This window comes from Pseudomonas sp. KBN10P06128, from assembly GCF_037574945.1.
GTDB classification, from domain to species: Bacteria; Pseudomonadota; Gammaproteobacteria; order Pseudomonadales; family Pseudomonadaceae; genus Pseudomonas; species Pseudomonas aeruginosa.
Genome location: NZ_JBBELR010000001.1, coordinates 6563327 through 6590000, shown reverse-complemented (window position 1 = coordinate 6590000; position 26674 = coordinate 6563327). Strand labels below are relative to the sequence as shown.

Here is a 26674-nt window from a genome sequence, read left to right as displayed (position 1 = left end):
TTGTGGTTAAGTGGTAAACGATGTGGGAAGGCTTAGACAGCTAGGAGGTTGGCTTAGAAGCAGCCACCCTTTAAAGAAAGCGTAATAGCTCACTAGTCGAGTCGGCCTGCGCGGAAGATGTAACGGGGCTCAAACCACACACCGAAGCTGCGGGTGTCACGTAAGTGACGCGGTAGAGGAGCGTTCTGTAAGCCTGTGAAGGTGAGTTGAGAAGCTTGCTGGAGGTATCAGAAGTGCGAATGCTGACATGAGTAACGACAATGGGTGTGAAAAACACCCACGCCGAAAGACCAAGGGTTCCTGCGCAACGTTAATCGACGCAGGGTTAGTCGGTTCCTAAGGCGAGGCTGAAAAGCGTAGTCGATGGGAAACAGGTTAATATTCCTGTACTTCTGGTTACTGCGATGGAGGGACGGAGAAGGCTAGGCCAGCTTGGCGTTGGTTGTCCAAGTTTAAGGTGGTAGGCTGAAATCTTAGGTAAATCCGGGGTTTCAAGGCCGAGAGCTGATGACGAGTCGTCTTTTAGATGACGAAGTGGTTGATGCCATGCTTCCAAGAAAAGCTTCTAAGCTTCAGGTAACCAGGAACCGTACCCCAAACCGACACAGGTGGTCGGGTAGAGAATACCAAGGCGCTTGAGAGAACTCGGGTGAAGGAACTAGGCAAAATGGCACCGTAACTTCGGGAGAAGGTGCGCCGGCTAGGGTGAAGGATTTACTCCGTAAGCTCTGGCTGGTCGAAGATACCAGGCCGCTGCGACTGTTTATTAAAAACACAGCACTCTGCAAACACGAAAGTGGACGTATAGGGTGTGACGCCTGCCCGGTGCCGGAAGGTTAATTGATGGGGTTAGCGCAAGCGAAGCTCTTGATCGAAGCCCCGGTAAACGGCGGCCGTAACTATAACGGTCCTAAGGTAGCGAAATTCCTTGTCGGGTAAGTTCCGACCTGCACGAATGGCGTAACGATGGCGGCGCTGTCTCCACCCGAGACTCAGTGAAATTGAAATCGCTGTGAAGATGCAGTGTATCCGCGGCTAGACGGAAAGACCCCGTGAACCTTTACTGTAGCTTTGCACTGGACTTTGAGCCTGCTTGTGTAGGATAGGTGGGAGGCTTTGAAGCGTGGACGCCAGTTCGCGTGGAGCCATCCTTGAAATACCACCCTGGCATGCTTGAGGTTCTAACTCTGGTCCGTAATCCGGATCGAGGACAGTGTATGGTGGGCAGTTTGACTGGGGCGGTCTCCTCCTAAAGAGTAACGGAGGAGTACGAAGGTGCGCTCAGACCGGTCGGAAATCGGTCGTAGAGTATAAAGGCAAAAGCGCGCTTGACTGCGAGACAGACACGTCGAGCAGGTACGAAAGTAGGTCTTAGTGATCCGGTGGTTCTGTATGGAAGGGCCATCGCTCAACGGATAAAAGGTACTCCGGGGATAACAGGCTGATACCGCCCAAGAGTTCATATCGACGGCGGTGTTTGGCACCTCGATGTCGGCTCATCACATCCTGGGGCTGAAGCCGGTCCCAAGGGTATGGCTGTTCGCCATTTAAAGTGGTACGCGAGCTGGGTTTAGAACGTCGTGAGACAGTTCGGTCCCTATCTGCCGTGGACGTTTGAGATTTGAGAGGGGCTGCTCCTAGTACGAGAGGACCGGAGTGGACGAACCTCTGGTGTTCCGGTTGTCACGCCAGTGGCATTGCCGGGTAGCTATGTTCGGAAAAGATAACCGCTGAAAGCATCTAAGCGGGAAACTTGCCTCAAGATGAGATCTCACTGGGAACTTGATTCCCCTGAAGGGCCGTCGAAGACTACGACGTTGATAGGCTGGGTGTGTAAGCGTTGTGAGGCGTTGAGCTAACCAGTACTAATTGCCCGTGAGGCTTGACCATATAACACCCAAACAATCTGATGATTGTGTGTTGTAAGGTGAAGTCGACGAACCGAAAGTTCGCATGAACCGCAAACACCTTGAAATCACATACCTGAATTCGGATAAACGTAAGCCCAAGCGAACGGATATCCAACCGAATTGCTTGACGATCATAGAGCGTTGGAACCACCTGATCCCTTCCCGAACTCAGAAGTGAAACGACGCATCGCCGATGGTAGTGTGGGGTCTCCCCATGTGAGAGTAGGTCATCGTCAAGCTCCTATCCCAAAACTCCTGGTTAGCGATGACCAGGGGTTTTGCTTTTGCGCGCGGAAAAAGGCGTGCTTCCTCGCTTCTTTTCTCGACTGCGAATGCCGGCGGCGACTGTCACAATTGCCCTGGAAACTACCCATCCTGCATGAGACGGATGGACGGCTACCTCCCCCAGGCGGATCGAAAACGCGCTCCAGAGGGCCTCCCGGGCCCCTCCGTGAAAGGCTGGAGCCCTTGTGTTTCCAGGCTTTTAGGGGTGTGGCAGGGCTTCTCCCAAGGCTTGCGGAAAAATGTCGGAAGGCTGATGGCATTTCATCCAACTGTCACATTCCTTTCATAGAGTCTTCATGCGGCCTGACGATACTGGCCCCCGTTCCATCCAACCCCATCCTGTCCAAGGAGCAAGGCATGAAACTCAAGCGTTTGATGGCGGCCCTGACGTTCGTCGCCGCAGGCGTAGGCGCCGCTTCCGCGGTAGCCGCGATCGACCCGGCGCTGCCGGAATATCAGAAAGCCAGCGGTGTGTCGGGCAACCTGTCGAGCGTCGGCTCCGACACTCTGGCCAACCTGATGACCATGTGGGCCGAGGAGTACAAGCGCCTCTATCCGAACGTGAACATCCAGATCCAGGCTGCCGGCTCTTCTACCGCGCCGCCGGCCCTGACCGAAGGCACCGCCAACCTGGGCCCGATGAGCCGCAAGATGAAGGACGTCGAGCTGCAGGCTTTCGAGCAGAAGTACGGCTATAAGCCGACCGCCGTCCCGGTCGCTGTCGACGCCCTGGCGATCTTCGTGCACAAGGACAACCCGATCAAAGGCCTGACCATGCAGCAGGTCGATGCGATCTTCTCCGCTACCCGCCTGTGCGGCAGCAAGCAGGACGTGAAGACCTGGGGCGACCTGGGCCTGACCGGTGACTGGGCGAAGAAGCCGGTGCAACTGTTCGGCCGCAACTCGGTTTCCGGCACCTACGGCTACTTCAAGGAAGAAGCCCTGTGCAAAGGCGACTTCCGTCCGAACGTCAACGAGCAGCCGGGTTCGGCTTCCGTGGTGCAGTCGGTCAGCCAGTCGCTGAACGGCATCGGCTACTCCGGTATCGGCTACAAGACCGCCAGCGTGAAGACCGTGGCCCTGGCCAAGAAGGAAGGCGCTGCCTTCGTCGAGGACAACGAGCAGAACGCCCTGAACGGCACCTACCCGCTGTCGCGCTTCCTCTACGTCTACGTGAACAAGGCGCCGAACAAGCCGCTGGATCCGCTGGAGGCTCAGTTCCTCAAGCTGGTTCTGTCCAAGACCGGCCAGCAGGTCGTGGTCAAGGACGGCTACATCCCGCTGCCGGCCAAGGTGGCCGAGAAGGCGATCAAGGAACTGGGCCTGTAATCCAGTGACTTGAGCGGATGGCCCAGCGATGGGCCGTCCAGGCATGAAGGCTCTGCCGGCGGGCGCTAGGACCCGCCGGCCTTTCCCGCCAGCGAGGCTCTGCTGGCGGGCTTTGTTGCGTCATGTTGCTGTCATCTGTCTGTCATACAGAGCCTTTAGGGTGTCACCCCATGAACGACATGGCCAACTCCCCGATGAACTCCTCCCTTGCTCCCGAGCGGATTGACTTCAATACGCCAGCCCTGCAACGCAAGCGCCGCATCCGTGCCCTCAAGGACCGCCTGACCCGCTGGTACGTGCTGGTCGGCGGCCTGGCCGTGCTGGCGGCGATCACCCTGATCTTCTTCTACCTGGCCTACGTCGTGCTCCCGCTGTTCCGCGGCGCCGACCTGGAGACCCGCGAAGCGCTGACTCCGGCCTGGATGCAGCAGGCGCAGGTGCCCCTGCTGCTCAGCATCGAGGAGCAGAACCAGGTGGCCATGCGCGTTGGCGGCCAGGGCGAGATCCTCTTCTTCAACGCCAAGACCGGCGTCGAACTGAAGCGTGTCGCTCTGCCGCTTCCGGCGGGCAGCGAGATCCGCTCGATCGCCCAGGACCAGCCGGGCAGCCCGACGGTCGCCCTGGGCCTGTCCAACGGACAGGTGCTGGTGTTCCAGCACACCTACAAGGTCACCTACCCGGACAACAAGAAGACCATCACCCCGGAGATCGCCTTCCCCTACGGCGAGACCCCGATCGGTCTCGATCCGCAGGGCCGCCCGCTGGAGCATGTGAGCATCAATGCCGGCGACGACAGCCTGCTGCTGGCTGGCTCCGTCGACAAGCAACTGCTGCTGTTGAGCATGACTCGCGAAGAGAACATGCTGACCGGCGAAAGCACGCTGGACGAGGAGCGCATCGAACTCCCGCAGATCGCCGAACCGGTGAAAGCCATCTACCTCGACCCGCGCAAGCAGTGGCTGTACGTGATCAACGGACGTGCCACCGCCGATGTGTTCGACCTGCACAGCCGCCAGTTGAACGGTCGCTACAAGCTGCTGGAAGACCCCAACGCCGAGGTCACCGCGAGCACCCAGCTGTTGGGCGGCATCTCGCTGCTGGTGGGCGATTCCAAGGGTGGCATCGCCCAGTGGTTCATGGCTCGCGATACCGACGGCGAACCGCGCCTGTCGCACGTTCGCGACTTCAACCTGGATGGCGCGCCGATCAGCGCCATCGCTCCGGAACAACGGCGCAAGGGCTTCATCGCCCTGGACGAGAAGGGCAACCTCGGCGTCTTCCACAGCACGGCGCACCGTACCCTGCTGGTCCAGCCGGTCGCCGACTCTTCCGGGGTCATCACCCTGTCGCCGCGGGCCAACCGCCTGCTGCTGGAGCAGGGTGGCAAGATCCACCGCTTCGCCCTGAGCAACCCGCACCCGGAAATCTCCTGGAGCGCGCTCTGGGGCAAGGTCTGGTACGAGAGCTACGACAAGCCGGCCTACGTCTGGCAGTCCACCGCCGCGACCACCGACTTCGAACCGAAGCTGAGCCTCTCGCCGCTGACCTTCGGCACGCTCAAGGCCGCCTTCTACGCGATGATCCTGGCAGCTCCGCTGGCCATCGCGGCCGCCGTCTACACCGCCTATTTCATGGCTCCGGCGATGCGCCGCAAGGTCAAGCCGGTGATCGAGCTGATGGAGGCGCTGCCGACGGTGATCCTCGGCTTCTTCGCCGGCCTGTTCCTGGCACCCTACGTCGAAGGCCACCTGCCGGGAGTATTCAGCCTGCTGTTGCTGACGCCGCTGGGCATCCTTCTCGCCGGCCTGCTCTGGAGCCGCCTGCCCGAGCGTATCCGCCTGAGCCTGCCGGCCGGCTGGGAAGCCGCGCTGCTGATCCCGGTGGTGCTCGCCGTCGGCGCCTTCGCCCTGTGGCTGAGCCCGCACCTGGAGACCACCTTCTTCGGCGGCGACATGCGCCTCTGGTTGAGCCACGACCTGGGCATCACCTACGACCAGCGAAATGCCCTGATCGTCGGGCTGGCAATGGGCTTCGCGGTGATCCCGAATATCTTCTCGATCGCCGAAGACGCCATCTTCAGCGTGCCGCGCAGCCTTACCTACGGCTCCCTGGCCCTGGGCGCCACGCCCTGGCAGACGCTGACCCGCGTGGTGATCCTGACCGCCAGCCCAGGCATCTTCTCGGCGCTGATGATCGGCATGGGCCGCGCCGTCGGCGAGACCATGATCGTGCTGATGGCGACCGGCAATACCCCGGTGATGGAACTGAACATCTTCGAAGGCATGCGCACCCTGGCAGCCAACGTCGCGGTGGAGATGCCCGAGTCGGAGGTCGGCGGCAGCCACTACCGCGTGCTGTTCCTCTCGGCGCTGGTACTGCTGACGTTCACCTTCGTGATGAACACCCTGGCAGAGCTGATCCGTCAGCGTCTGCGCAAGAAATACGCGTCGTTGTAAGCGGCGGAGGTATAGCTCTGTGAAACAGAAACAGGAAACCGTCAAAGCCTGGTTCGGCAGCGGCTCGCCCTGGGTGTGGATGAACGCCGGCGCGGTGTCGATCGCGGTGATCATGACCATCGGCCTGCTGGCGGTGATCGCGGTACGCGGCCTCGGCCACTTCTGGCCGGCGAACGTCATCGAGGCGACTTACCAGATCCCTGGCGAAGCCGCCAAGACCGTGATCGGCGAGGTGGTCCAGGCCGAGGAAGTGCCGCGCGCGCGCCTGCGCAGCGCCGGCATGCCGGTCCCGGAGGCCGGCCCCGAATTCATGACCCGCGAGCTGCTCAAGCTGGGCAACCGCGAGCTTTACGGCAGCGATTTCTCCTGGGTCGTCGGCGAGTGGCTGCAGGACATCAAGCGTCCCGAAGCGCTGATGGTTCTCGAACGCCGCGAGTGGGGCAACTTCTACGGCTACCTGCTGAGCGTCAAGGAGAACGGCCAGGTGGTCGCCGAAGGCGACGCCGCGGTAGGCGAACTGCAAAAGCGCATGCAGCGGGTGGATGACCTCTACGCCAAGCTCTACAAGCTGGAGAAGGGCGACATCGGCGGGATCAACCACGGTCTTGAGCGCCTGCGCCTGAAAGAGCGCAAGTTGCAGTTGGACGGCAAGCTGGACGCCGCCGCCCAGGCCGACCTGGCCGCCGAGCGCAGCGAGTTGCAGGCGCGCTACAAGGTCCTGGAAGAGCAGCTCAACGGCCTGCACCAGGAGTTCAACCGCGACAGCGTGGTAATGCGCGACGCCAGCGGCCGCGAGAGCGAAATCACCCTTGGCAAGCTGGTGCATGCCTACCAGCCCAACGCCATGGGCCTGGGCACCAAGATGACGGTGTACTTCAAGAAGCTCTGGGAGTTCCTCAGCGACGATCCGCGCGAGGCCAATACCGAGGGCGGTATCTTCCCGGCGATCTTCGGCACCGTGATGATGACCCTGGTGATGGCGCTGATCGTCACCCCGTTCGGCGTGATCGCTGCGGTCTACCTGCGCGAGTACGCCAAGCAGGGGCCGCTGACCCGCGTGATCCGCATCGCCGTGAACAACCTCGCCGGCGTACCGGCGATCGTCTACGGCGTGTTCGGCCTGGGCTTCTTCGTCTACGTGCTGGGCGGTTCCATCGACCGGCTGTTCTTCCCCGAGGCCCTGCCGGCGCCGACCTTCGGTACCCCCGGACTGTTCTGGGCCTCGCTGACCCTGGCGATCCTCGCCGTGCCGGTGGTGATCGTCGCCACCGAGGAAGGCCTGGCGCGGATTCCGCGCGCGGTCCGCGAAGGCTCCCTGGCGCTCGGCGCGACCAAGGCGGAAACGCTGTGGAAGATCGTCCTGCCGATGGCCAGCCCGGCGATGATGACCGGCCTGATCCTCGCCGTGGCTCGTGCCGCCGGCGAAGTGGCGCCGCTGATGCTGGTCGGCGTGGTGAAACTGGCACCGTCGCTGCCGGTCGACGGTAACTATCCGTACGTGCATCTCGACCAGAAGATCATGCACCTCGGTTTCCATATCTACGACGTCGGTTTCCAGAGCCCCAACGTCGAGGCCGCACGGCCGCTGGTATACGCTACGGCGTTGCTGCTGGTCGTGGTGATCGCCCTGCTGAACTTCTCCGCCATCGCGATCCGCAATCGCCTGCGCGAGAAGTACAAGGCCCTGGAAAACTGATTGAGGGAGCTTCCCATGCAAAACGAGACCGCCAGCCACGGCATCAACTTCGATGCGCTCGGCCGCGACCGCCAGAGCCTCGACCTGGCTTCCGAAAGTGTCGAACTGGAAGTGCCCGGGCTGAACCTGTTCTACGGCGCCAAGCAGGCCCTGTTCGACGTCCGGATGAACATTCCGAAGCAGCGCGTGACCGCCTTCATCGGCCCGTCCGGCTGCGGCAAGTCGACCCTGCTGCGCTGCTTCAACCGGATGAACGACCTGGTGGACGGCTGCCGCGTCGAAGGCGAGATCCGCCTCGATGGCCACAACATCTTCGCCAAGGGCGTCGACGTCGCCGAGCTGCGCCGTCGCGTCGGCATGGTGTTCCAGAAGCCCAACCCGTTCCCCAAGAGCATCTACGAGAACGTGGTCTACGGCCTGCGTATCCAGGGCATCAACAAGAAGCGCGTACTTGACGAGGCCGTCGAGTGGGCGCTGAAGGGGGCTGCGCTGTGGGAGGAGGTGAAGGATCGCCTGCACGAGTCCGCCCTCGGCCTGTCCGGTGGCCAGCAGCAGCGCCTGGTGATCGCCCGGACCATCGCGGTGGAACCGGAAGTGCTGCTGCTCGACGAGCCGTGCTCGGCGCTGGACCCGATCTCCACGCTGAAGATCGAAGAGCTGATCTACGAGTTGAAGTCGAAGTTCACCATCGTCATCGTTACCCACAACATGCAGCAGGCCGCGCGGGTTTCCGACTATACGGCGTTCATGTACATGGGCAAGCTGATCGAGTTCGGCGACACCGATACGCTGTTCACCAACCCGGCGAAGAAGCAGACCGAAGACTACATCACCGGCCGCTACGGCTAGCGGCGCGTCCGGAGGCGCGGCGATACCGCTGCCTCCGGCGCTCTCCGTAGCTCGTTGATGTCACCGGTCGCAGCGGCTCCAGAAGGATTCCCCACATGATCAACAAAGACAGTCTCACCCATCACATCTCCCAGCAGTTCAACGCCGAGCTGGAGGATGTGCGCAGCCACCTCCTGGCCATGGGCGGGCTGGTGGAAAAGCAGGTCAACGACGCGGTCAACGCGCTGATCGACGCCGACTCCGGCCTCGCCCAGCAGGTCCGCGAGATCGACGACCAGATCAACCAGATGGAGCGCAACATCGACGAGGAGTGCGTGCGTATCCTCGCCCGGCGTCAGCCGGCGGCCTCCGACCTGCGCCTGATCATCAGCATCTCGAAGTCGGTGATCGACCTCGAGCGGATCGGCGACGAGGCCTCCAAGGTCGCCCGCCGCGCCATCCAGCTGTGCGAGGAAGGCGAGTCGCCGCGCGGCTACGTCGAGGTTCGGCACATCGGCAGCCAGGTACAGAAGATGGTGCAGGAGGCACTGGACGCCTTCGCCCGCTTCGATGCCGACCTGGCGCTGTCCGTGGCGCAGTACGACAAGACCGTCGATCGCGAATACAAGACCGCCCTGCGCGAGCTGGTCACCTACATGATGGAAGACCCGCGGGCGATATCCCGCGTGCTCAACATCATCTGGGCCCTGCGCTCGCTGGAGCGCATCGGCGACCATGCGCGCAACATCGCCGAGCTGGTGATCTACCTGGTTCGCGGCACCGACGTTCGTCACATCGGCCTGACCCGCATGAAGGAAGAGGTCGAGAACAACCGCGGCGAGTGATCTTCCGCAGGCAAGGCTCCCTTGACCTGGAGCCTTGTTTCTTCGCGCGACTGCAGCAAGGCTTGGCATCCTGCCAGCAGGGGAGGCTATCCTAGGCGAACCTGTCCAGGAGAAGTCGATGAGCAAAGTCAGCGCGCTAGTGGTGGATGACGCCCCCTTCATCCGAGATCTGATGAAGAAAGGGTTGCGCGACAACTTCCCCGGCCTTCATATCGAGGAGGCCGTGAACGGCCGCAAGGCCCAGCAATTGCTCAGTCGGCAGAACGTCGACCTGATCCTCTGCGACTGGGAGATGCCGGAGATGTCCGGCCTCGAACTGCTGACCTGGTGCCGTGCCCAGGAAAACCTCAAGACTACCCCGTTCATCATGGTCACCAGTCGCGGCGACAAGGAGAACGTGGTCCAGGCGATCCAGGCCGGGGTGTCGGACTACATCGGCAAGCCATTCTCCAATGACCAGTTGGTGGCCAAGATCAAGAAGGCCCTGAGCCGCAGCGGCAAGCTGGAAGCCCTGGCGGCCCACGCGCCGCGCCGGGAGATCGCCAGCGGCATGGCCAACGATTCGCTGGCCGCCCTGACCGGCGGTCGCGCCGAGGTGATCAAGCCCGCCGCCAGTCCGGCAAAACCGGCTCCCGCGCCGAAGCCGGCTTCGGCTCCCCAGGCCAGCGCGCGTCCCGCCGGCAGCGGCAACCCGCTGGGCCAGGCGCAATTGCGCCTGCCGCAGAGCAGCATGCCCTGCGTGATCAAGGCGGTCAGCCTGAAGGAAGCGCAACTGGTGGTGAAGCGCGCCGACCCGCTGCCGCAGGTGCTGGAAAGCGCGGTGCTGGACCTCGAGGAAAACAGCGACGTGGCGCGCCTGAACGGCTACCTGCACGCCATCGCCGCGCTGGAGCCGAAGCCGGATAGCGATTGGCTGCTGCTGACCCTGCGTTTCGTCGACCGCGACCCGCAGAAGCTCGACTACCTGTCGCGCCTGATCGCCCGCGGAAGTACCCAGAAGCACTACGTTCCCGGCGCCTGAGCGGGTTTTTTCCCGACGATCCGTTCACAGCCCGCTCGCTGTCGTCTCGCCCTGGCAATAAAGCGCTGCTAGTCTTGCCGATTCGGGATAACCAGAACGACACGATCCGTGCAGTCATGCTAGGGCGCCTTCTCCTTCTCTGTGGCCTGTTCGCCGCGGCAGCTCCGGCTGCGGCCCTGACCATCTACAAGTACACCGACGCCAATGGCGTGGTGACCTACTCCGACCGCGCCGTGGCCGGGGCGCAGGTGTTCGTCTTCCGCGACCGGATGGTCGAGCACCTGGAACGGGAAGTGAAGCTGGAGACGAAGAAGCACGCGGGTGGCGAGACCCTGCAGGTGCGCAACGACCTCTACGCGCCGGTCGAGGTCGAGTTGCGGATCCGCAACCCGCGCAATGCCGTTGGGGTGCCCGACGGGCCGATTCGCTGGGTGGTCCCGGCGCGCAGCCAGGTGCGCCTGGCGACCCTGGCGCCGCGCAAGGCCGGCAAGCCGATGAGCTACACGCCGAAGCTGCGCTATGCGCTCGGCGACCCGCGCCAGCAGCCGCTGCTCTATCGCTATCCGCTGCCCTGGCGCGGCGGGCCGTTCCGCCTGTCCCAGGGCGCCAATGGCAAGTACAGCCACTTCACCCCCAAGGGCCGCTACGCGATGGACATCGCCATGCCCGAGGGCACGCCGATCATCGCCGCCCGCGGCGGCACCGTGGTGAAGATCGAGAACAACCAGAGCGGGCGCGGCAACAATCCCTCGGGCAACTTCGTCCGCATCCTGCACGACGACGGCACCATGGGCGTCTACCTGCACCTGATGCGCCATTCGGTGCTGGTCGCCGAGGGCCAGCGGGTCCAGGTCGGCACGCCGCTGGCGCGCTCCGGCAACACCGGCAACAGCAGCGGGCCGCACCTGCACTTCGTGATCCAGCGCAACGTCGGCCTGGCGCTGGAGTCGATTCCCTACGACTTCGCCCAGCCGGTCGACAGCCTGCCGAACTTCGCTATCGTCCGCGAGCCTTGAAAAGTCACCGGCGCCGTGGCGGCGCCGGCTCGTCTCAGTCGAGCTTGACCACCTTGGCCAGGACGATCTTCGGACCGCGCATCTTCTTCACGATGATCCGCAGGCCCTCGGTGTCGAGGACTTCCTCTTCCTCCGGCACCCGCTTCAGGGTGTCGTAGACCAGCCCGGCGAGAGTGTCCGCCTCGACATGATCGAGGTCGATGCCGAGCAGGCGCTCGAGCTTGAACAGCGGTGTGTCGCCGCGCACCAGCAGCTTGCCCGGCTGGTAGGCGAGGATGCCGCGCTCGGTCTTGCGGTGTTCGTCCTGGATGTCGCCGACCAGCACTTCCAGCACGTCCTCCATGGTCAGGAAGCCGACCACCTTGTGATCGGCCTCTTCCACCACGGCGAAGTGCGCGCCGCCCTTGCGGAACTGCTCCAGCAGGCGCGACAGCGGGGTGTGCTTGGTGACGATCTCCAGCGGGCGCACCAGTTCGTCGAGGTCGAAGGTCTCCGGCAGGCTGTCCAGGGCGGACAGCGCCAGCAGCAGGTCCTTGATGTGCAGCAGGCCGATGAACTCGCCCTTGTGGCTGTCCCAGACCGGGTAGCGGCTGTACTTATGGCGGCGGATCACCGCGAGGATGTCCGCCAGCGGCGCGTCGTGCTCGAGGTAGACCAGGTCTTCGCGGGAGTTGGCCCAGTCGACCACCTCCAGCTCGCCCAGCTCCACCGCCGAGGCCAGCACGCGCATGCCCTGGTCGCTGGGGTCCTGGGCGCGGCTGGAGTGGAGGATCAGCTTCAGTTCGTCGCGGCTGTAGTGATGCTCGTGGTGCGGGCCGGGCTCGCCCTGGCCGGCGATCTTGAGGATGGCGTTGGCGCTGGCGTTGAGCAGCCAGATCGCCGGGTACATCAGCCAGTAGAAGAGGTACAGCGGCACCGCCGTCCACAGCGACAGCAGTTCCGGTTTGCGGATCGCCCAGGACTTGGGCGCCAGCTCGCCGACCACGATGTGCAGGTAGGAAATGATGAAGAACGCGGTGAAGAAGGAGATCCCGCGGATCAGTTCGTCGGAATGCACGCCGATCATCGCCAGCAGCGGTTCCAGGAGTTCGGCGAAGGCCGGCTCGCCGACCCAGCCCAGGCCCAGGGAGGCCAGGGTGATGCCCAGCTGGCAGGCGGACAGGTAGGCGTCCAGCTGGTTGTGAACCTTGCGCAGGATGGCGCCGCGCCAGCCGTGCTGCTTGGCGATGGTTTCCACGCGGGTGGCGCGGAGCTTGACCATGGCGAACTCGGCGGCGACGAAGAAGCCATTGAGCAGGACGAGGAAAAGCGCGAAGAGGATCAGGCCGGCATCGGCGAAATAGGTGGCGATGCTGGTACTAGGAGAAGGGTCCATGGGGGTGTGCGGTAGCCAAAAGGCCCTTAAGAATGAGGGGCTGTGTCGTCGCTTGCAAGCCTTGGCCGTGCCGACGCCGGCGGCGCGGCACTGCGACGATGTTCACTTCGGCGCCTTGCGCTCGGCCTCGGCGACCTGCGCCGGGGCGAAATGGCAGGTGAAGGTGCTGCCCTTGCCGGGCACGCTGCTGATTTCCAGGCGCGCGCGGTGGCGGATCAGCACGTGCTTGACGATGGCCAGGCCGAGGCCGGTGCCGCCGGTGTTGGAGGCGCGGCTGGAGTCCACCCGGTAGAAGCGCTCGGTCAGGCGCGGCAGGTGCTTGGGGTCGACGCCGATACCTGTGTCCTGCACCGACAGGTGCGCGCCCTGTTCGTCGGCCCACCAGCGGATGCGGATCTCGCCTTCGTCGGGGGTGTACTTCACCGCGTTGAATACCAGGTTGGAGAAGGCGCTGCGCAGTTCCGCCTCGCTGCCCTTGAGCTGCACAGCGGGGGCGGCGTCCAGGCTGATGCGGTGGTTGCGCCCGGCGGACAGGGCCTGGGCGTCGTTACGGATGCTGGCGAGGAGAGCGTCCACCGCCACCGGCTTGTTGTCGCCGGGGTAGTCGGTGGCCTCCAGCTTGGCCAGCAGGAGCAGGTCGTTGAGCAGGTTCTGCATGCGTCCGGCCTGCTGCTGCATCTGCTGCAGGGCGCGCAGCCAGCGCGGGTTCACATCCTCGACGTTGTCGAGGAGGGTCTCCAGGTAGCCGGCGATCACCGTCAGCGGCGTGCGCAGCTCGTGGGAGACGTTGGCCACGAAATCCTTGCGCATCTGCTCCAGCTGGTGGACGCGGGTGACGTCGCGGACCAGCATCAGGTGCTCGCGGTTGCCGTAGAGGGTGATGTGGAATTGCAGGCGCAGGCGCTCGTTGATCGGCGAGGGGATTTCCAGCGGCTCGCGGTAATCCTCCTGGTCGAAGTATTCCTTGAAGCGCGGATGGCGGATCAGGTTGCTCACCGGCTGGCCACCGTCCTGCGGGGTCTTCAGGCCGAGCAGGTTTTCCGCGGCGAGGTTCCACCATTCCAGGTTGCCGTCGCTGTCGAGCATGATCACCGCGTCACGCAGGGCCGCGGTGGACTCCTGGATCCGGTCGATCACCGCCTGCAGGCGGCCACGGGCGCGCTGGTTGCGGCGTTGCAGGTGGTAGATATTGTCGAAGACTTCGCCCCAGAGGCCGTAGCTGTCCGGCGGTGGCTCGTCTGGCTGGTGGTTGCGCAGCCACTGGTGCAGGCGCAGTAGCTGCCAGAGGGTCCAGCCGAGGTAGAGAGCCAGGCCGAGGGCCAGGGCCCAGCCGTAATGGCCGCTGACCACGCCGAGCACGAGGCTGGCGGCCAGCACGAGAAGCAGGTGGCGGATCAGCGCTCCACGCCAGTCTTGGTTCACGACGGATTGCATCCTGTCCAGTGGCGGTCCGTCACGGACCGTCCAGGGGAAACGACTCCGGCCGCCGGGCGGCCGGGCGCGGGGTCAGCTCTTGGTGGAGAAACGATAGCCGGTCCCGCGGACAGTCTGAACCAGATTTTCGTAGACCTCGCCGAGCGCCTTGCGCAGGCGGCGGATATGCACGTCGACGGTGCGCTCCTCGACATAGACGTTGCCGCCCCAGACCTGGTCCAGCAGTTGGCCGCGGGTATAGGCGCGTTCCTGGTGAGTCATGAAGAACTGCAGCAGGCGGTACTCGGTGGGGCCCATCTCGGCCGGCTTGCCGTCGATGGTCACGCGGTGGCTGATCGGGTCCAGCAGCAGGCCGCCAACCTCGATCGGCGCCTCGCTGTCGCCAGGCCCGGTGCGGCGCAGCACGGCCTTCAGGCGGGCGACCAGCTCGCGGGGCGAGAACGGCTTGGTGATGTAGTCGTCGGCGCCGACCTCCAGGCCCTGGATCTTGTTGTCCTCCTCGCCCTTGGCGGTGAGCATGATGATCGGGATGTCGACGGTCAGTTCGTCACGCTTCAGGCGTCGCGCCAGTTCGATGCCGGAAGTGCCGGGGAGCATCCAGTCGAGCAGGATCAGGTCCGGCTTGCGGTCGACGATCACCGCGTGCGCCTGCTGGGTATTTTCCGCCTCCAGGCACTCGTAGCCGGCCATCTCCAGGGCCACGGCGATCATCTCGCGAATCGGTGCTTCGTCATCAACGATGAGGATTGTCTTGCCAACCATGGTCTTGCCTCGGGTCGATCTGTCTTGCGCCGCATTAGATAACGAAATTGTGTCAGGTATGTGACACAACGGCGTAGTTTCCGCCGACTGCCCGCGGCGGGGCTATGCTCAACAGGTTCCGGTGCCGTCCCTGCGGGCGGCGAACGCTCCACCTGAAGACACAGGAGAGAGACGCGATGAACAGAATCCACCTGGCGCTGGGTCTGGCGCTGGCCCTGCCGGCGTTCGCCGCGCTGGCCCAGGAAACGGTGGCGCCGGCCACCGAGAAGGACGGCGTGCTGGTCGATGGCAAGGGCATGACGCTCTATACCTACGACAAGGACAGCGAAGGGCAATCCGCCTGTTCCGGGCAGTGCGCGAAGAACTGGCCGCCGCTGGCAGCGGCCCAGGGAGCGCAGGCCAGCGGCGACTGGAGCCTGGTCGCTCGCGAGGACGGCACCCAGCAGTGGGCCTACTACGGCAAGCCCCTTTATACCTTCATCCAGGACAAGAAGCCTGGCGACAAGAACGGTGACGGCAAGATGGGCGCCTGGCACGTCGCCCAGCCGGACATGGACTAGACGGTCGCCGGCCTGCGCGCCGCTCAACGCAGCGCGTAGTCGGCGACCGTGCCGAGGAAGATCGCCAGGCCAGCCCAGTGGTTGTGCAGGAAGGCGCGGAAGCAGGCCTGCGGGTCGCGGTCGCGGGTCGACCAGGCTTCCCAGACGAAGCAGGCCGCCGCCACCGCCAGGCCGAGGTAGAAGCACAGGCCCAGTTCGAAGCGGTTGCCGGCCAGCGCCAGCAGGAGCAAGGTCAGGCCCTGCAGGCTGCCGATGATCAGGCGGTCGGCATCGCCGAAGAGGATTGCGGTGGACTTGATGCCGATCTTCAGGTCGTCCTCGCGGTCGGTCATCGCGTAGTAGGAGTCATAGGCGACCGTCCACAGCACGTTGGCCAGGAACAGCAGCCAGGCGCTGGCCGGCAGTTCGCCGCGCTCGGCGGTGAAGGCCATCAGGATGCCCCAGGAATAGGCGGCGCCCAGCACCACCTGCGGATAGTAGGTGTAGCGCTTCATGAAGGGGTAGAGCGAGGCCACGGCTACCGCGCCGAACGACAGCCAGACGGTCGTTGCGTTGGTCAGCAGGACCAGGCCGAAGCTCAGCGCGACCAGGACGGCGAAGGTGATCCAGGCCTCGCGCACGCTGATCTTGCCGGTGGCCAGCGGGCGCGCCTTGGTGCGTGCGACGTGGCCGTCGAAATTGCGGTCGGCGAAATCGTTGATCACGCAGCCGGCGGCGCGCATCAGGATGACGCCGAGGACGAAGATCAGCAGGTTCTTCAGCTCCGGCACGCCGTCCGCGGCGATCCACAGCGACCAGAGGGTCGGCCAGAGCAGCAGGTAGATGCCGATCGGCCGGTCCAGCCGCACCAGTTGGACGAAGTCCCAGGCGCGGGGGTGCAGGCGGGCCAGCGGCTTGATCAGGGTGACGAACATGGGGACCTCCGGAGTCGACCGGGGGATTATACGTCGGCGATTCCCGCCTGGTCCCACAGGCTCGGTAGGAACACCTCCGCCACCAGCACCCCGAGCGCGCCGCGGGAAAACCGTGAGCGACGGCCCCAGAGACCCTCGGCGCGGACCTCGGCGGGCAGACCGGCCGCCGGATAGCGGCAGACTTCGATGGGCCCGCGCTCGAAGGCGCTGTCGCTGAACAGCAACTCGCCCAGCGAGCGGGTGCCGAGCAGCGCCAGGTCGAAGCCCGAGCCTTCCAGGGCGCTGCGCGCCGCCACGCTGCGGGCGAACACCCAGGGACGGTCGTGGCCATGCAGGTAGACCTCGCGGACCCAGCCGCTACTGCCGGGAGGGACGTCGAGCCCCTGGCATTCGTCGTCGCGCAGGGTCTGCCAGCCTTCCAGCAGGGGTTCGACGCGGAACGCGCCGTCGGCGAGGGCGGTCAGGCGCCGGGTCAGCGACCCTTCGTCGAACAGCCAGTCGAGGACGGTGGGGGAGACGCTGGACAGTTGGTCGGCGCGAAGCCAGAGCGCATTGCTGGGCATGACGGGACTACGAGACGGCGGCAGAAGGCGGCGAGGGTAGCACGTTCGGTCGGCGGCCGGTCTGCGACGCGGTGGCGCGTCACCCCCAGCCGTTCAGGCGCAGGGTGGCGCGGACCAGGCGCTGTTCTTCCTGCTCGATCTCCCGCAGGTTGTCGCGGATGCTGTGGATATGTTCACGCGCCGCCCGTTGCGCCTGGTCCGGCTGGCGCTCGCGGAGGGCCGCGTAGAGGCGCGCGTGCTGGCGGTCGATCTGGCGTTTCTGCGGCGGCCGGTGATAGAGGTTGTTCACTGAGGCGAACACCGTGCTCAGCAGCAGTTCGTTGAGCGATTGCAGGGTATGCACCAGCACCGGATTGTGCGATGCCTCGCTGATCGCCCGGTGGAACGCGTGGTCGCGGCGGGCGTGCTCGCGGGGATCGATCGGCTGGGTTTCCTCGTGGCTGGCGAGCATCTCTTCGTAGCGCCGGGCGAGCAGGACGAAGTCTGCCTCGGTGCCGCGTAGCGCTGCCAGGCGGGCCGCCTCGCCCTCCAGCAGGGCGCGGACTTCGAGCAGGTCGTAGAGGGTGCGCGGCTGGGAGCCGAACAGGTGCATCAGCGGGCTGGCGTCGGCGTTGCGGTCGAGATCGGCGACGAACGACCCACGGCCATGCTCGGTATCGATGATGCCGCGCCCGCGCAGCGCCCGCAGGCCCTCGCGCAGGGCCGAGCGCGAGCAGCCGAGCTTGGCCACCAGGCGCCGCTCGGACGGCAGTGCCTGGCCGACCTTGAGCACGCCGTCGACGATCAGCCGCTCGATACGCTCTGCGACCTGGTCGGCCACCCGCTGTTTCTGCATGGAAGCTCCCGTTGCACTGGTAGGACCAGTTGGCTGTCGTTACTCACTATAGAAGCTCAGGGACTTTCTAGCATGCGCCTCATGCCCATGGCTCCTGGTGATACTGGTAGGACCAGTTAGACGCCTGCTGGACCCCGGCGTCCGCGCGGTACAGGCTGTGGACGCTTGCTGATCCCGCCGACAACCACAACAAGGACAGCCGCCATGAACATCCTCTACGACGAGCGTCTGGACGGTCCGCTGCCGCAGGTGGACAAGGATGGCCTGCTGGCCGAGTTGCGCCTCCGCCTGCCCGACCTCGAACTGCTGCACGCCGCGGAAGACCTGCGTCCCTACGAGTGCGACGGACTCTCGGCGTATCGCTGCACGCCGTTGCTGGTGGCATTGCCGGAACGCATCGAACAGGTTCAGGGCCTGCTCGCCCTCTGCCATCGGCTGAAGGTGCCGGTCGTGGCGCGCGGTGCCGGCACCGGCCTGTCCGGCGGCGCGCTGCCGCTGGAGAACGGCGTGCTGCTGGTGATGGCGCGTTTCCGGCGGATCCTCGAGATCGATCCGCTGGGTCGTTTCGCCCGGGTCCAGCCTGGCGTGCGCAACCTGGCGATCTCCCAGGCCGCTGCCCCTCATGGTCTGTACTACGCACCGGACCCGTCCTCGCAGATCGCCTGCTCCATCGGCGGCAATGTCGCGGAGAACGCCGGCGGCGTGCATTGCCTGAAGTACGGCCTGACCGTGCACAACCTGTTGCAGGTGGACATCGTGACCCTGGAAGGCGAGCGCCTGAGCCTGGGGTCCAGCGCCCTGGACAGCGCCGGCTTCGACCTGCTGGCGCTGTTCACCGGCTCCGAAGGGCTGCTCGGCGTGGTGGTGGAGGTCACCGTCAGGCTGTTGCCGCGCCCGCCGGTGGCGAAGGTCCTGCTGGCCAGCTTCGACGATGTGGAAAGCGCCGGGCGGGCGGTGGCCGACCTGATCGGTGCCGGCATCGTCCCGGCCGGGCTGGAAATGATGGACAACCTGTCGATCCGCGCCGCCGAGGACTTCATCCATGCCGGCTATCCGGTCGACGCGGCGGCGATCCTGCTCTGCGAACTGGATGGCGTGGAAGCCGACGTGCACGAGGATTGCGAGCGGGTCCGCGAGCTGTTCGAGGCGGCTGGCTCCATCTCGGTGCGACAGGCCCAAGACGAGGCCGAGCGCCAGCGCTTCTGGGCCGGGCGCAAGAATGCGTTTCCGGCGGTCGGGCGGATTTCCCCCGATTACTACTGCATGGACGGCAGCATCCCGCGCCGCGAGCTGCCGCGGGTGCTGCATGGCATCGCCGAGCTTTCGCGCGAATACGGCCTGCGGGTGGCCAACGTATTCCACGCCGGCGACGGCAACATGCACCCGCTGATCCTCTTCGACGCCAACCTGCCGGGCGAGCTGGAGCGCGCCGAAGCGCTGGGCGGCAGGATCCTCGAGTTGTGCGTGGCGGTAGGCGGCAGCATCACCGGCGAACATGGCGTCGGCCGCGAGAAGATCAACCAGATGTGCGCTCAGTTCAATGCCGACGAGCTGACCCTGTTCCACGCCGTGAAGGCGGCGTTCGACCCGGCCGGGCTGCTCAATCCCGGCAAGAACGTGCCCACCCTGCATCGCTGCGCCGAGTTCGGCGCCATGCACGTCCACCACGGTCGACTGCCGTTCCCCGAACTGGAGCGTTTCTGATGAGCCAGCCGTATTTCGATCCGGACGCTGGCGCCGACCATGCCGGCGCGCTGCTCGAGCGGGTCCGCGACGCCCTGGCGCGGCGCGCGCCGCTGCGCATCGTCGGCGGCGATAGCAAGGCGTTCCTCGGCAGGCCGGTCGCGGGCGAACCGCTGGCGCTCGCCGAACACCGCGGGATCGTCGCCTACGATCCCTGCGAACTGGTGATCACCGCCCGTGCCGGTACGCCGCTGGACGAGCTACAGGCCGTGCTGGCGCGCGGCGGGCAGATGCTTGCCTGCGAGGCGCCGGGTTTCGGCGGCCGGGCGACGGTCGGCGGGGTGCTCGCCAGCGGCCTGTCCGGACCGCGCCGGCCCTGGGCGGGAGCGGTACGCGATTTCGTCCTCGGCACGCGGCTGATCAGTGGCCTGGGCACCCACCTGCGCTTCGGCGGCGAGGTGATGAAGAACGTCGCCGGCTACGACCTGTCGCGGTTGCTGGCGGGCAGCTTCGGTTGCCTCGGGGTGGTCACCGAAGTGTCCTTCAAGGTGCTGCCCATGCCGCGCTGCCAGGCCGGCCTGAGCCTGGACCTGCCGGTGGCGACGGCGTTGCGCAAGCTGGCCGAGTGGGGAGGCCAGCCATTGCCGATCAGTGCGGCCTGCCACGACGGCGAAGCCCTGCGCCTGCGCCTGGAGGGCGGCGAGGGCTCGGTACGCTCGGCGCGCGACCGCCTCGGTGGCGAAGCGCTCGAGGACGGCTTCTGGGCCGACCTGCGCGAGCAGCGCCTGCCGTTCTTCGACGACCCGCGACCGCTCTGGCGCCTGTCGCTGCCGGCGCTGGCGCCGGAGACGCCGTTGCCCGGTCGTCAGTTGCTGGACTGGGGCGGGGCGCTGCGCTGGCTGAAGAGCGACGCGCCGGCCGCGGACATCCGCGCGTGGGCCGCCGCCCATGGCGGTCACGCCACCTGCTACCGCGCCGGCCATCTCGATGCGCCGTTCCAGCCGCTACCGCCTGGACTGCTCGGTCTGCACCGGGCACTCAAACGCCAGCTCGACCCGCAGGGCATCTTCAATCCCGGGCGGATGTACGCCGAACTCTGAGGAGGCGCGATGCAAACCAACCTCTGCGATTCCGCCCGGCAACGCGCCGAGGCCGCCGAAGCCGAGCGCATCCTGCGCAGCTGCGTGCACTGCGGTTTCTGCAACGCCACCTGCCCGACCTACCAGGAGCTGGGCGACGAACTCGACGGCCCGCGCGGACGGATCTACCTGATCAAGCAGTTCCTCGAGCGCGACGAGGCCAGCGAGCGCACCCGCCTGCACCTCGATCGCTGCCTGAGCTGCCGCAACTGCGAAACCACCTGCCCGTCCGGAGTCGAGTACCACAAGCTGCTGGATATCGGCCGCGACCTCCTCGCCGAACGCCTGCCGCGCGGCTTCCGGCAACGCCTGCTGCGCGACGGGCTGCGCCTGCTGGCCCCGCGCCCGGGGTTGTTCGGCGTGCTGGCCGGCGCTGCCGGGCGGCTGAGGCCTCTGCTGCCTGAGGCGATGCAGGGCAAGCTGCCACGTCGGGTCGCGGCGCCGGGCAGGCGGCCGCAGCCCCGGCATGCGCGGCGCGTGCTGCTGCTCGAAGGTTGCGTGCAGCCGGCGCTGTCGCCGAATACCAACGCCGCCGCCGCGCGGGTTCTGGACCGCCTGGGAATCAGCGTGACGCCGGCGGCCGCGGCCGGCTGCTGCGGCGCGCTGGATTTCCACCTGGATGCGCAGGAGCGCGGCCGCCAGCGCGCGCGGCGCAATATCGACGCCTGGTGGCCGTTGCTGCGCGAGGGTGCCGAGGCCATCGTGCAGACCGCCAGCGGCTGCGGCGCCTTCGTCAAGGACTACGCCTACCTGCTGCGCGACGACCCACGGTACGCGGACAAGGCGCGCGAGGTCGCCGCCGCTGCCCGCGACCTGGTGGAAGTGCTTCGCGACGAGCCGCTGGAGTCCCTCGGCCTGCGCTGCGACCAGCGCCTGGCATTCCACTGCCCATGCACACTGCAGCACGCGCAACGACTGGGCGGGGCCGTGGAGGCGGTGCTGCGGCGACTGGGCTTCCATCTCACCGAGGTGGCCGACGGTCATCTCTGCTGCGGGTCCGCCGGCACCTACTCGCTGACCCAGCCGGCGCTGTCCCGGCGTCTGCGCGACAACCGCCTGGACGCCCTGGAAAGCGGCGCGCCGGATGTCATCGCCACGGCCAACGTCGGTTGCCAGGCCCATCTCGACGGGGCCGGACGGACCCCGGTACGCCACTGGATCGAGCTGCTCGACCAGGCCTTGCCCGGAGGAGAGTGAAACCATGCACAGCAAGCCGGTACTCGGCCGCGAGGAGGTCGCCCGCGTCCTTGGCGCGGCCCGCGAGGAGGCACAGCGCCAAGGCTGGGCGGTGAGCATCGCGGTGGTCGACGACGGCGGCCACCCGCTGGCGCTGGAGCGCCTCGACGGCTGCGCGCCGATCGGTGCCTACATCGCGACGGAAAAGGCCCGCAGCGCCGCCCTCGGGCGCCGGGAAACGAAGCGCTACGAGGACATGATCAACGGCGGACGCAGTGCCTTCCTCTCGGTGCCGCTGCTGCAGGCCACCCTGGAGGGCGGCGTGCCGATCCTGGTGGACGGACAGGTGGTCGGCGCGGTCGGGGTTTCCGGTGTACGCGCCGAAGAGGACGCCCAGGTGGCGCGGATCGGAGCCGAGGGGCTGTGAGGCGACCGGTGGGCACCACCCATCTTTGGTTGGCCCGTTCGGCACCACCTTGCCTTTCGGGCAGGTTGGCGGACAGGGTGGATTTGTTATAGGTTGCCGGCGCTGAACCGTGGTAACCCGCCCGAGGTAAACAATGAAGAAGTGGCAATGCGTGGTGTGTGGACTGATCTATGACGAGGCCAAAGGCTGGCCGGAAGAAGGCATCGAGGCGGGAACGCGCTGGGAAGACGTGCCTGAAGACTGGCTGTGCCCCGACTGCGGCGTCGGCAAGCTGGACTTCGAGATGATCGAAATCGGCTGAGCCCCGCTCGCCGGCGAAGAAGGCGGCCCTGGCCGCCTTTTTTCATGCCTGGCCAGCGGCCGTCCAGGGGTTATCCTTGGGGCTTGGGTCCGGTCATTGACTGTCCTGCCGGGAACGCCCGGCAGCCTTGCCGTTGGCCGGCCACCGACGCTGAGCTAGGTTCGACGAACGAGGAGGGTGGCTATGCGCAAGTGGCAATGCGTGGTCTGCGGCTTCATCTACGACGAAGCCCTGGGCCTGCCCGAAGAAGGCATTCCGGCGGGAACCCGTTGGGAGGACATCCCGGCGGACTGGGTCTGCCCGGACTGCGGTGTCGGCAAGATCGATTTCGAGATGATCGAGATCGCCTGAGCGAAATCCACAGAAGCGGCGCCCGGCGCCGGCAATCACAGAGGAACGGAAATGAGCGAGCGTGCGCCCCTGGTAATCATCGGAACCGGCCTGGCGGGCTACAACCTGGCCCGCGAGTGGCGGAAGCTGGACGGCGAGACGCCGCTGCTGATGATCACCGCCGACGACGGCCGTTCCTATTCCAAGCCGATGCTCTCCACCGGCTTCTCGAAGAACAAGGACGCCGACGGCCTGGCCATGGCCGAACCGGGCGCCATGGCCGAGCAACTGAACGCGCGCATCCTGACCCATACCCGGGTCACCGGTATCGATCCGGGCCATCAGCGGATCTGGATCGGCGAGGAAGAGGTGCGTTATCGCGACCTGGTCCTGGCCTGGGGCGCGGAGCCGATCCGGGTGCCGGTCGAGGGCGATGCCCAGGACGCGCTCTACCCGATCAACGACCTGGAAGACTACGCGCGCCTCCGCCAGGCGGCTGCCGGCAAGCGCCGGGTACTGCTGCTCGGTGCGGGGCTGATCGGTTGCGAATTCGCCAACGACCTCTCCAGCGGCGGCTACCAGCTCGACGTGGTGGCGCCTTGCGAGCAGGTCATGCCGGGCCTGCTCCACCCGGCCGCGGCAAAGGCCGTGCAGGCCGGCCTGGAAGGCCTCGGCGTGCGCTTCCACCTGGGGCCGGTGCTGGCCAGCCTGAAGAAGGCCGGCGAGGGGCTGGAAGCGCATCTTTCGGATGGCGAGGTGATTCCCTGCGACCTGGTGGTCTCCGCCGTCGGCCTGCGTCCGCGCACCGAACTGGCCTTCGCCGCCGGGCTGGCGGTCAACCGCGGGATCGTCGTCGACCGCTCGCTGCGCACCTCCCACGCCAACATCTACGCGCTGGGCGACTGCGCCGAAGTGGACGGCCTCAACCTGCTCTATGTGATGCCGCTGATGGCTTGCGCACGCGCGCTGGCGCAGACCCTCGCCGGCAACCCCAGCCAGGTGGCCTACGGTCCCATGCCGGTGACGGTGAAGACCCCGGCCTGCCCGCTGGTGGTGTCGCCGCCGCCGCGCGGAATGGATGGCCAATGGCTAGTGGAAGGCTCTGGAACGGACCTCAAGGTCCTGTGCCGGGATACCGCTGGTCGAGTGATCGGTTATGCCCTGACCGGAGCGGCGGTGAACGAAAAATTGGCCCTGAACAAAGAGTTACCCGGCCTCATGGCTTGAATGCCATTGGTTCCGGCCGTTATGCCGTCGAGACTTGCGGCAAAATTGTCGGACGATACTGGCGCAGTCCTCGGGAGCATGCCATCCTCCATCGCGTCTACCGCAGTCTAGAGCCTATGGTTCCGGTGGACTGCGGTGCCTTTGAGCGCTGCTGGGAAGACAGCACGGACACAAAAACAACAAACCGTCAAAGAGGCAACTATGCGTAAACCAGAACTAGCCGCCGCTATCGCCGAAAAGGCCGATCTCACCAAGGAACAGGCCAATCGCGTTCTCAACGCCCTGTTGGATGAAATCACCGGCGCGCTGAACCGCAAGGACAGCGTGACCCTGGTCGGTTTCGGCACCTTCCTGCAACGCCATCGCGGAGCCCGCACGGGGAAGAACCCGCAGACCGGCCAGCCGGTGAAGATCAAGGCCAGCAACACCGTCGCCTTCAAGCCGGGCAAGGCCCTGCGCGACGCGGTCAACTGACCGCCGAGAGCCCGGAGTCAGAGCGGCTCCGGGCTTCGTCGAAGACGCTTCCGCGCTCATCGAAAGGACAGCTGTAGTCCTCCTCGCGAACAGCTACAATGCGCCGCTCATCTCCCCGGATATCGAGGCGCGTGCATGAAATTTCGTCTTCTCCTGTGGATGCTTGGTCGCCTGATGGCCAAGGCCAGCCGCGACAATCCCGCTTTCCAGAAGCAGCTCGAGGGCAAGGACCTGGTGTTCCAGTTGCATACCCTCGACGGCAAGGTGGCGCGCCACTACCTGGTCAGGGACCTGCGCGTCAGCAGCAAGCGCGGTACCCATCCGCAACCGGCATTTTCCCTGGGGTTCAAGGACGGAGCCTACGGTTTCGCCGCGATGACTTCGAAGAACCCGCAGTTGGCCTTCATGCAGGGCATCCAGAACAAGGACATCCAGATACAGGGCAATCCGGCGCTGGTGATCTGGTTCCAGGGTCTGGTGAAGTACCTCAAGCCGAAGAAGAAGGCTCCGGAGAAGAAAGCCGCCTGAGGGCGGCTTTCGATCTCCTCCGGGCTGCGGCCGCAGCCTTTCGGTAGTGCGTTTCGCAGCGGACTACCCGGTCACCCCGGCAAGCGATTGAACTGGGCCGCCAGTTCGCGCAGGGCCGCTTCCGCTTCCAGCACCTTTTTCACGGCGTCCCCGGCCTTCTCCGGGGTGATCCCCAGGCGCTCGTACAATGCCGCCGGAATCGCTTGCTGGGGGCCATCGCCGATGCCGCTGTTGCGCAGCAACCGGTTGGTCAGGCAGATCAGGTTGGCGTAGACCGCGTTCGGCCCGGTGTAGCTGGGGTCCTGCTGGAAGCGCAGGGCGCAATAGAGGTCGTCAGGCATGTCCCAGACGCGCATCAGCCAGGCGCCGATCTGCTCGCGGGTGATCCCCAGCAGGTGCTGTTCGATATAGGCATGGCCGAGGTGCGGGTTGACCTCCAGGTGCCGGCAGATCAGCGAGAAATGCGGGGGGAAGACATGCGCCAGGACCAGGTAGCCGAAATTGTGCAGCAGGCCGCCCAGGTAGCTCAGGCCGGACTCCGGGCGCAGTTCGCGCGGCATGGCGCGGGTCAGGCCCTCGATCACCGCGGCGGTGTAGATCGCTTGCTGCCAGTAGGGCGTGGCCTGCTGCGGCTGGTCCTTGGGCAGGCTCAGGCTCTTGCCCAGGGCGAGGCCGAGAGCCAGGTTGATCACCAGGTCGAAACCGAGGACGCGGACGATCGCGTCTTCCACCGAGCGGATCTTGCCCGGCGCGGCGTAGTAGGGCGAGGCCGCCCAACTGACCACCTGGGCGGCGAGCGCCGGATCGGTTTCCACCAGGCCGGTGATGTCGTCGACGCTGGCGTTGGGGTCGACCCGCAGCTTGATGATCTTCTGCGCCGTCTGCGGCAGCGGTGGAATCTCGATGGTCTGCTCCAGGCGCTGCTGGATGCGCCGGGCGGTGAAGGCCTGCACGGCCTGGCTGATTTCCGCGCGGTCGTCGTCCGGGCGGTCAAGGTTCAGGTTGATGTTTTCCAGCGGTTCGCCGAAGCGCGCGGCGCTGGCCTTGCCCAGCAGGCCGCGGAAGTCGTTGCTGGCGATCTCCAGGAGGATGCCGGGCTGGCCGGACTCGATCAGCAGGCGCGGTTCCTGCAACAGGCGCTCGTCGTATAGGCAGGGCGAACTGGTCAGGGGCGGCAACGCCGGCAGGCGGTGCAACTCGTGCTTGCCGAGCATTCGTTCCAGGCGCTCGGGCTCGATCGCCAGCAGCTTGCGGCCGGTCAGTTCGGTGAGCCGGGCGAGGTCCAGCAACTGGCTCTGCGGGAACAGCACCAGCAGGGTGCCGACGGCGTCGTCCAGCAGCACCGCCTGGACCCGGCGGGCGGCAGGCAGCTCCGCGCTGTCGCTGACCTCGCGGCAGGCGATGCCTAGCTTGGCGAGCAGCTGGAGGATGACCTGGGGGGCGTGAGGAGCATCGGCGGAGGCCTGGGCGGCTTCTGTCATGACGAGACCATGCGAGCTGGATTTTCCCTCAGTATAACCAGAGCTGCTTCAAGACTGAGACCTACGCCGGTCAGCGAGA

The 26674-nt window shown here is 65.7% G+C and carries 24 protein-coding genes and 2 rRNA genes (1 of these 26 only partly in view); 19 read left to right on the top strand and 7 right to left on the bottom strand.

Annotated elements, in window-relative coordinates; translation table 11 throughout:
• The 9 genes from VQ065_RS30735 to VQ065_RS30695 all read left to right on the top strand — a co-directional run.
• Nucleotides 1-1890 (top strand): 23S ribosomal RNA (locus VQ065_RS30735); it begins 1001 nt to the left of the window's first position.
• A 143-nt stretch (nt 1891-2033) separates the two neighbouring features.
• A 5S ribosomal RNA gene (gene rrf, locus VQ065_RS30730) occupies nt 2034-2149 on the top strand.
• 403 nt (nt 2150-2552) lie between these two features.
• Nucleotides 2553-3524: a phosphate ABC transporter substrate-binding protein PstS gene (gene pstS, locus VQ065_RS30725; RefSeq protein WP_003096673.1), complete on the top strand. Its 972-nt coding sequence runs from the start codon at nt 2553-2555 to the stop codon at nt 3522-3524.
• Between the two features lie 422 nt (nt 3525-3946).
• The gene (locus VQ065_RS30720) at nt 3947-5980 is read left to right on the top strand and encodes an ABC transporter permease subunit (RefSeq protein WP_003123734.1); all 2034 of its coding nucleotides are present in this window, start codon (nt 3947-3949) and stop codon (nt 5978-5980) included.
• Between the two features lie 19 nt (nt 5981-5999).
• Nucleotides 6000-7676 carry a phosphate ABC transporter permease PstA gene (gene pstA / locus VQ065_RS30715; protein WP_003096667.1) on the top strand — a complete coding sequence of 559 codons (1677 nt, stop codon included), beginning with the start codon at nt 6000-6002 and terminating at the stop codon, nt 7674-7676.
• 15 nt (nt 7677-7691) lie between these two features.
• Nucleotides 7692-8525, top strand: coding sequence for a phosphate ABC transporter ATP-binding protein PstB (gene pstB / locus VQ065_RS30710; protein ID WP_003096663.1), 834 nt, complete (start codon nt 7692-7694; stop codon nt 8523-8525).
• A 95-nt stretch (nt 8526-8620) separates the two neighbouring features.
• Nucleotides 8621-9349, top strand: a complete 729-nt coding sequence (phoU, locus tag VQ065_RS30705) for a phosphate signaling complex protein PhoU (RefSeq protein WP_003096661.1) — start codon at nt 8621-8623, stop codon at nt 9347-9349.
• Between the two features lie 118 nt (nt 9350-9467).
• Nucleotides 9468-10370: a response regulator gene (locus VQ065_RS30700; RefSeq protein ID WP_003096657.1), complete on the top strand. Its 903-nt coding sequence runs from the start codon at nt 9468-9470 to the stop codon at nt 10368-10370.
• A 116-nt stretch (nt 10371-10486) separates the two neighbouring features.
• Nucleotides 10487-11386 carry a peptidoglycan DD-metalloendopeptidase family protein gene (locus tag VQ065_RS30695; protein ID WP_003096656.1) on the top strand — a complete coding sequence of 300 codons (900 nt, stop codon included), beginning with the start codon at nt 10487-10489 and terminating at the stop codon, nt 11384-11386.
• A gap of 34 nt (nt 11387-11420) precedes the next feature.
• Here VQ065_RS30695 and VQ065_RS30690 read toward each other — a convergent pair whose 3' ends face one another.
• The 3 genes from VQ065_RS30690 to phoB form a co-directional block, all read right to left on the bottom strand.
• On the bottom strand, nt 11421-12761 hold the full coding sequence (locus VQ065_RS30690; RefSeq protein WP_003096655.1) for a hemolysin family protein: 1341 nt from the start codon (nt 12759-12761) through the stop codon (nt 11421-11423).
• A gap of 102 nt (nt 12762-12863) precedes the next feature.
• The gene (gene phoR, locus VQ065_RS30685; protein ID WP_003121316.1) at nt 12864-14195 is read right to left on the bottom strand and encodes a phosphate regulon sensor histidine kinase PhoR; all 1332 of its coding nucleotides are present in this window, start codon (nt 14193-14195) and stop codon (nt 12864-12866) included.
• 72 nt (nt 14196-14267) lie between these two features.
• Nucleotides 14268-14957: a phosphate regulon transcriptional regulator PhoB gene (phoB, locus tag VQ065_RS30680; protein ID WP_003096653.1), complete on the bottom strand. Its 690-nt coding sequence runs from the start codon at nt 14955-14957 to the stop codon at nt 14268-14270.
• Between the two features lie 176 nt (nt 14958-15133).
• On the opposite strand from phoB, the gene VQ065_RS30675 reads away from it, so the two are divergent.
• Entirely contained in the window at nt 15134-15517 is a 384-nt protein-coding gene (locus VQ065_RS30675; RefSeq protein ID WP_003096652.1) for a COG4315 family predicted lipoprotein, read from the top strand.
• Nucleotides 15518-15540: 23 nt separating this feature from the next.
• Here the strand turns inward: VQ065_RS30675 and ubiA are convergent, their stop codons facing one another.
• The 3 genes from ubiA to glcC form a co-directional block, all read right to left on the bottom strand.
• Nucleotides 15541-16431, bottom strand: a complete 891-nt coding sequence (ubiA, locus tag VQ065_RS30670; protein ID WP_003096650.1) for a 4-hydroxybenzoate octaprenyltransferase — start codon at nt 16429-16431, stop codon at nt 15541-15543.
• A gap of 26 nt (nt 16432-16457) precedes the next feature.
• Entirely contained in the window at nt 16458-16994 is a 537-nt protein-coding gene (locus VQ065_RS30665; protein WP_003096645.1) for a chorismate lyase, read from the bottom strand.
• 79 nt (nt 16995-17073) lie between these two features.
• Nucleotides 17074-17829: a transcriptional regulator GlcC gene (gene glcC / locus VQ065_RS30660; protein WP_003096643.1), complete on the bottom strand. Its 756-nt coding sequence runs from the start codon at nt 17827-17829 to the stop codon at nt 17074-17076.
• Nucleotides 17830-18033: 204 nt separating this feature from the next.
• Here glcC and glcD point away from each other — a divergent pair, with 204 nt between their 5' ends.
• The 9 genes from glcD to VQ065_RS30615 all read left to right on the top strand — a co-directional run bounded on the left by glcD (nt 18034) and on the right by VQ065_RS30615 (nt 25114).
• Complete coding sequence (gene glcD / locus VQ065_RS30655) at nt 18034-19533, top strand: glycolate oxidase subunit GlcD (protein ID WP_003096641.1); 1500 nt, start codon at nt 18034-18036, stop codon at nt 19531-19533.
• Nucleotides 19533-20612, top strand: a complete 1080-nt coding sequence (gene glcE / locus VQ065_RS30650) for a glycolate oxidase subunit GlcE (protein ID WP_003136272.1) — start codon at nt 19533-19535, stop codon at nt 20610-20612. The genes glcD and glcE overlap by 1 nt, the downstream gene beginning before the upstream one ends.
• A 9-nt stretch (nt 20613-20621) precedes the next feature.
• Nucleotides 20622-21848: a glycolate oxidase subunit GlcF gene (glcF, locus tag VQ065_RS30645; protein ID WP_014604123.1), complete on the top strand. Its 1227-nt coding sequence runs from the start codon at nt 20622-20624 to the stop codon at nt 21846-21848.
• Nucleotides 21849-21852: 4 nt separating this feature from the next.
• Nucleotides 21853-22254 carry a heme-binding protein gene (locus VQ065_RS30640; protein WP_003096637.1) on the top strand — a complete coding sequence of 134 codons (402 nt, stop codon included), beginning with the start codon at nt 21853-21855 and terminating at the stop codon, nt 22252-22254.
• Nucleotides 22255-22387: 133 nt separating this feature from the next.
• Nucleotides 22388-22555 (top strand): rubredoxin, encoded by a 168-nt coding sequence (locus tag VQ065_RS30635; protein ID WP_003098330.1) that lies wholly within the window; start codon nt 22388-22390, stop codon nt 22553-22555.
• Nucleotides 22556-22738: 183 nt separating this feature from the next.
• The gene (locus VQ065_RS30630; protein ID WP_003098329.1) at nt 22739-22906 is read left to right on the top strand and encodes a rubredoxin; all 168 of its coding nucleotides are present in this window, start codon (nt 22739-22741) and stop codon (nt 22904-22906) included.
• A gap of 51 nt (nt 22907-22957) precedes the next feature.
• Complete coding sequence (gene alkT / locus VQ065_RS30625; RefSeq protein ID WP_003096635.1) at nt 22958-24112, top strand: rubredoxin-NAD(+) reductase AlkT; 1155 nt, start codon at nt 22958-22960, stop codon at nt 24110-24112.
• Nucleotides 24113-24313: 201 nt separating this feature from the next.
• A complete protein-coding gene (locus VQ065_RS30620) occupies nt 24314-24586 on the top strand; it encodes an HU family DNA-binding protein (protein WP_003096630.1) in 273 nt (90 codons plus the stop codon).
• A 135-nt stretch (nt 24587-24721) separates the two neighbouring features.
• Entirely contained in the window at nt 24722-25114 is a 393-nt protein-coding gene (locus VQ065_RS30615; RefSeq protein WP_003096629.1) for a hypothetical protein, read from the top strand.
• Nucleotides 25115-25185: 71 nt separating this feature from the next.
• Here VQ065_RS30615 and VQ065_RS30610 read toward each other — a convergent pair whose 3' ends face one another.
• The gene (locus tag VQ065_RS30610) at nt 25186-26595 is read right to left on the bottom strand and encodes an aminoacyl-tRNA deacylase and HDOD domain-containing protein (protein WP_003096626.1); all 1410 of its coding nucleotides are present in this window, start codon (nt 26593-26595) and stop codon (nt 25186-25188) included.
• Between the last annotated feature and the right edge of the window lie 79 nt (nt 26596-26674).

Excerpts from the sequence above, each read along its gene's own strand:
- pstS (WP_003096673.1), top strand. The coding sequence starts at position 2,553 with ATGAAACTCAAGCGTTTGATGGCGGCCCTGACGTTCGTCGCCGCAGGC.
- VQ065_RS30720 (WP_003123734.1), top strand. The coding sequence starts at position 3,947 with ATGCAGCAGGCGCAGGTGCCCCTGCTGCTCAGCATCGAGGAGCAGAAC.
- pstB (WP_003096663.1), top strand. The coding sequence starts at position 7,692 with ATGCAAAACGAGACCGCCAGCCACGGCATCAACTTCGATGCGCTCGGC.
- phoU (WP_003096661.1), top strand. The coding sequence starts at position 8,621 with ATGATCAACAAAGACAGTCTCACCCATCACATCTCCCAGCAGTTCAAC.
- VQ065_RS30700 (WP_003096657.1), top strand. The coding sequence starts at position 9,468 with ATGAGCAAAGTCAGCGCGCTAGTGGTGGATGACGCCCCCTTCATCCGA.
- VQ065_RS30695 (WP_003096656.1), top strand. The coding sequence starts at position 10,487 with ATGCTAGGGCGCCTTCTCCTTCTCTGTGGCCTGTTCGCCGCGGCAGCT.
- VQ065_RS30690 (WP_003096655.1), bottom strand. The coding sequence starts at position 12,761 with ATGGACCCTTCTCCTAGTACCAGCATCGCCACCTATTTCGCCGATGCC.
- phoR (WP_003121316.1), bottom strand. The coding sequence starts at position 14,195 with ATGCAATCCGTCGTGAACCAAGACTGGCGTGGAGCGCTGATCCGCCAC.
- phoB (WP_003096653.1), bottom strand. The coding sequence starts at position 14,957 with ATGGTTGGCAAGACAATCCTCATCGTTGATGACGAAGCACCGATTCGC.
- VQ065_RS30675 (WP_003096652.1), top strand. The coding sequence starts at position 15,134 with ATGAACAGAATCCACCTGGCGCTGGGTCTGGCGCTGGCCCTGCCGGCG.
- ubiA (WP_003096650.1), bottom strand. The coding sequence starts at position 16,431 with ATGTTCGTCACCCTGATCAAGCCGCTGGCCCGCCTGCACCCCCGCGCC.
- VQ065_RS30665 (WP_003096645.1), bottom strand. The coding sequence starts at position 16,994 with ATGCCCAGCAATGCGCTCTGGCTTCGCGCCGACCAACTGTCCAGCGTC.
- glcC (WP_003096643.1), bottom strand. The coding sequence starts at position 17,829 with ATGCAGAAACAGCGGGTGGCCGACCAGGTCGCAGAGCGTATCGAGCGG.
- glcD (WP_003096641.1), top strand. The coding sequence starts at position 18,034 with ATGAACATCCTCTACGACGAGCGTCTGGACGGTCCGCTGCCGCAGGTG.
- glcE (WP_003136272.1), top strand. The coding sequence starts at position 19,533 with ATGAGCCAGCCGTATTTCGATCCGGACGCTGGCGCCGACCATGCCGGC.
- glcF (WP_014604123.1), top strand. The coding sequence starts at position 20,622 with ATGCAAACCAACCTCTGCGATTCCGCCCGGCAACGCGCCGAGGCCGCC.
- VQ065_RS30640 (WP_003096637.1), top strand. The coding sequence starts at position 21,853 with ATGCACAGCAAGCCGGTACTCGGCCGCGAGGAGGTCGCCCGCGTCCTT.
- VQ065_RS30635 (WP_003098330.1), top strand. The coding sequence starts at position 22,388 with ATGAAGAAGTGGCAATGCGTGGTGTGTGGACTGATCTATGACGAGGCC.
- VQ065_RS30630 (WP_003098329.1), top strand. The coding sequence starts at position 22,739 with ATGCGCAAGTGGCAATGCGTGGTCTGCGGCTTCATCTACGACGAAGCC.
- alkT (WP_003096635.1), top strand. The coding sequence starts at position 22,958 with ATGAGCGAGCGTGCGCCCCTGGTAATCATCGGAACCGGCCTGGCGGGC.
- VQ065_RS30620 (WP_003096630.1), top strand. The coding sequence starts at position 24,314 with ATGCGTAAACCAGAACTAGCCGCCGCTATCGCCGAAAAGGCCGATCTC.
- VQ065_RS30615 (WP_003096629.1), top strand. The coding sequence starts at position 24,722 with ATGAAATTTCGTCTTCTCCTGTGGATGCTTGGTCGCCTGATGGCCAAG.
- VQ065_RS30610 (WP_003096626.1), bottom strand. The coding sequence starts at position 26,595 with ATGACAGAAGCCGCCCAGGCCTCCGCCGATGCTCCTCACGCCCCCCAG.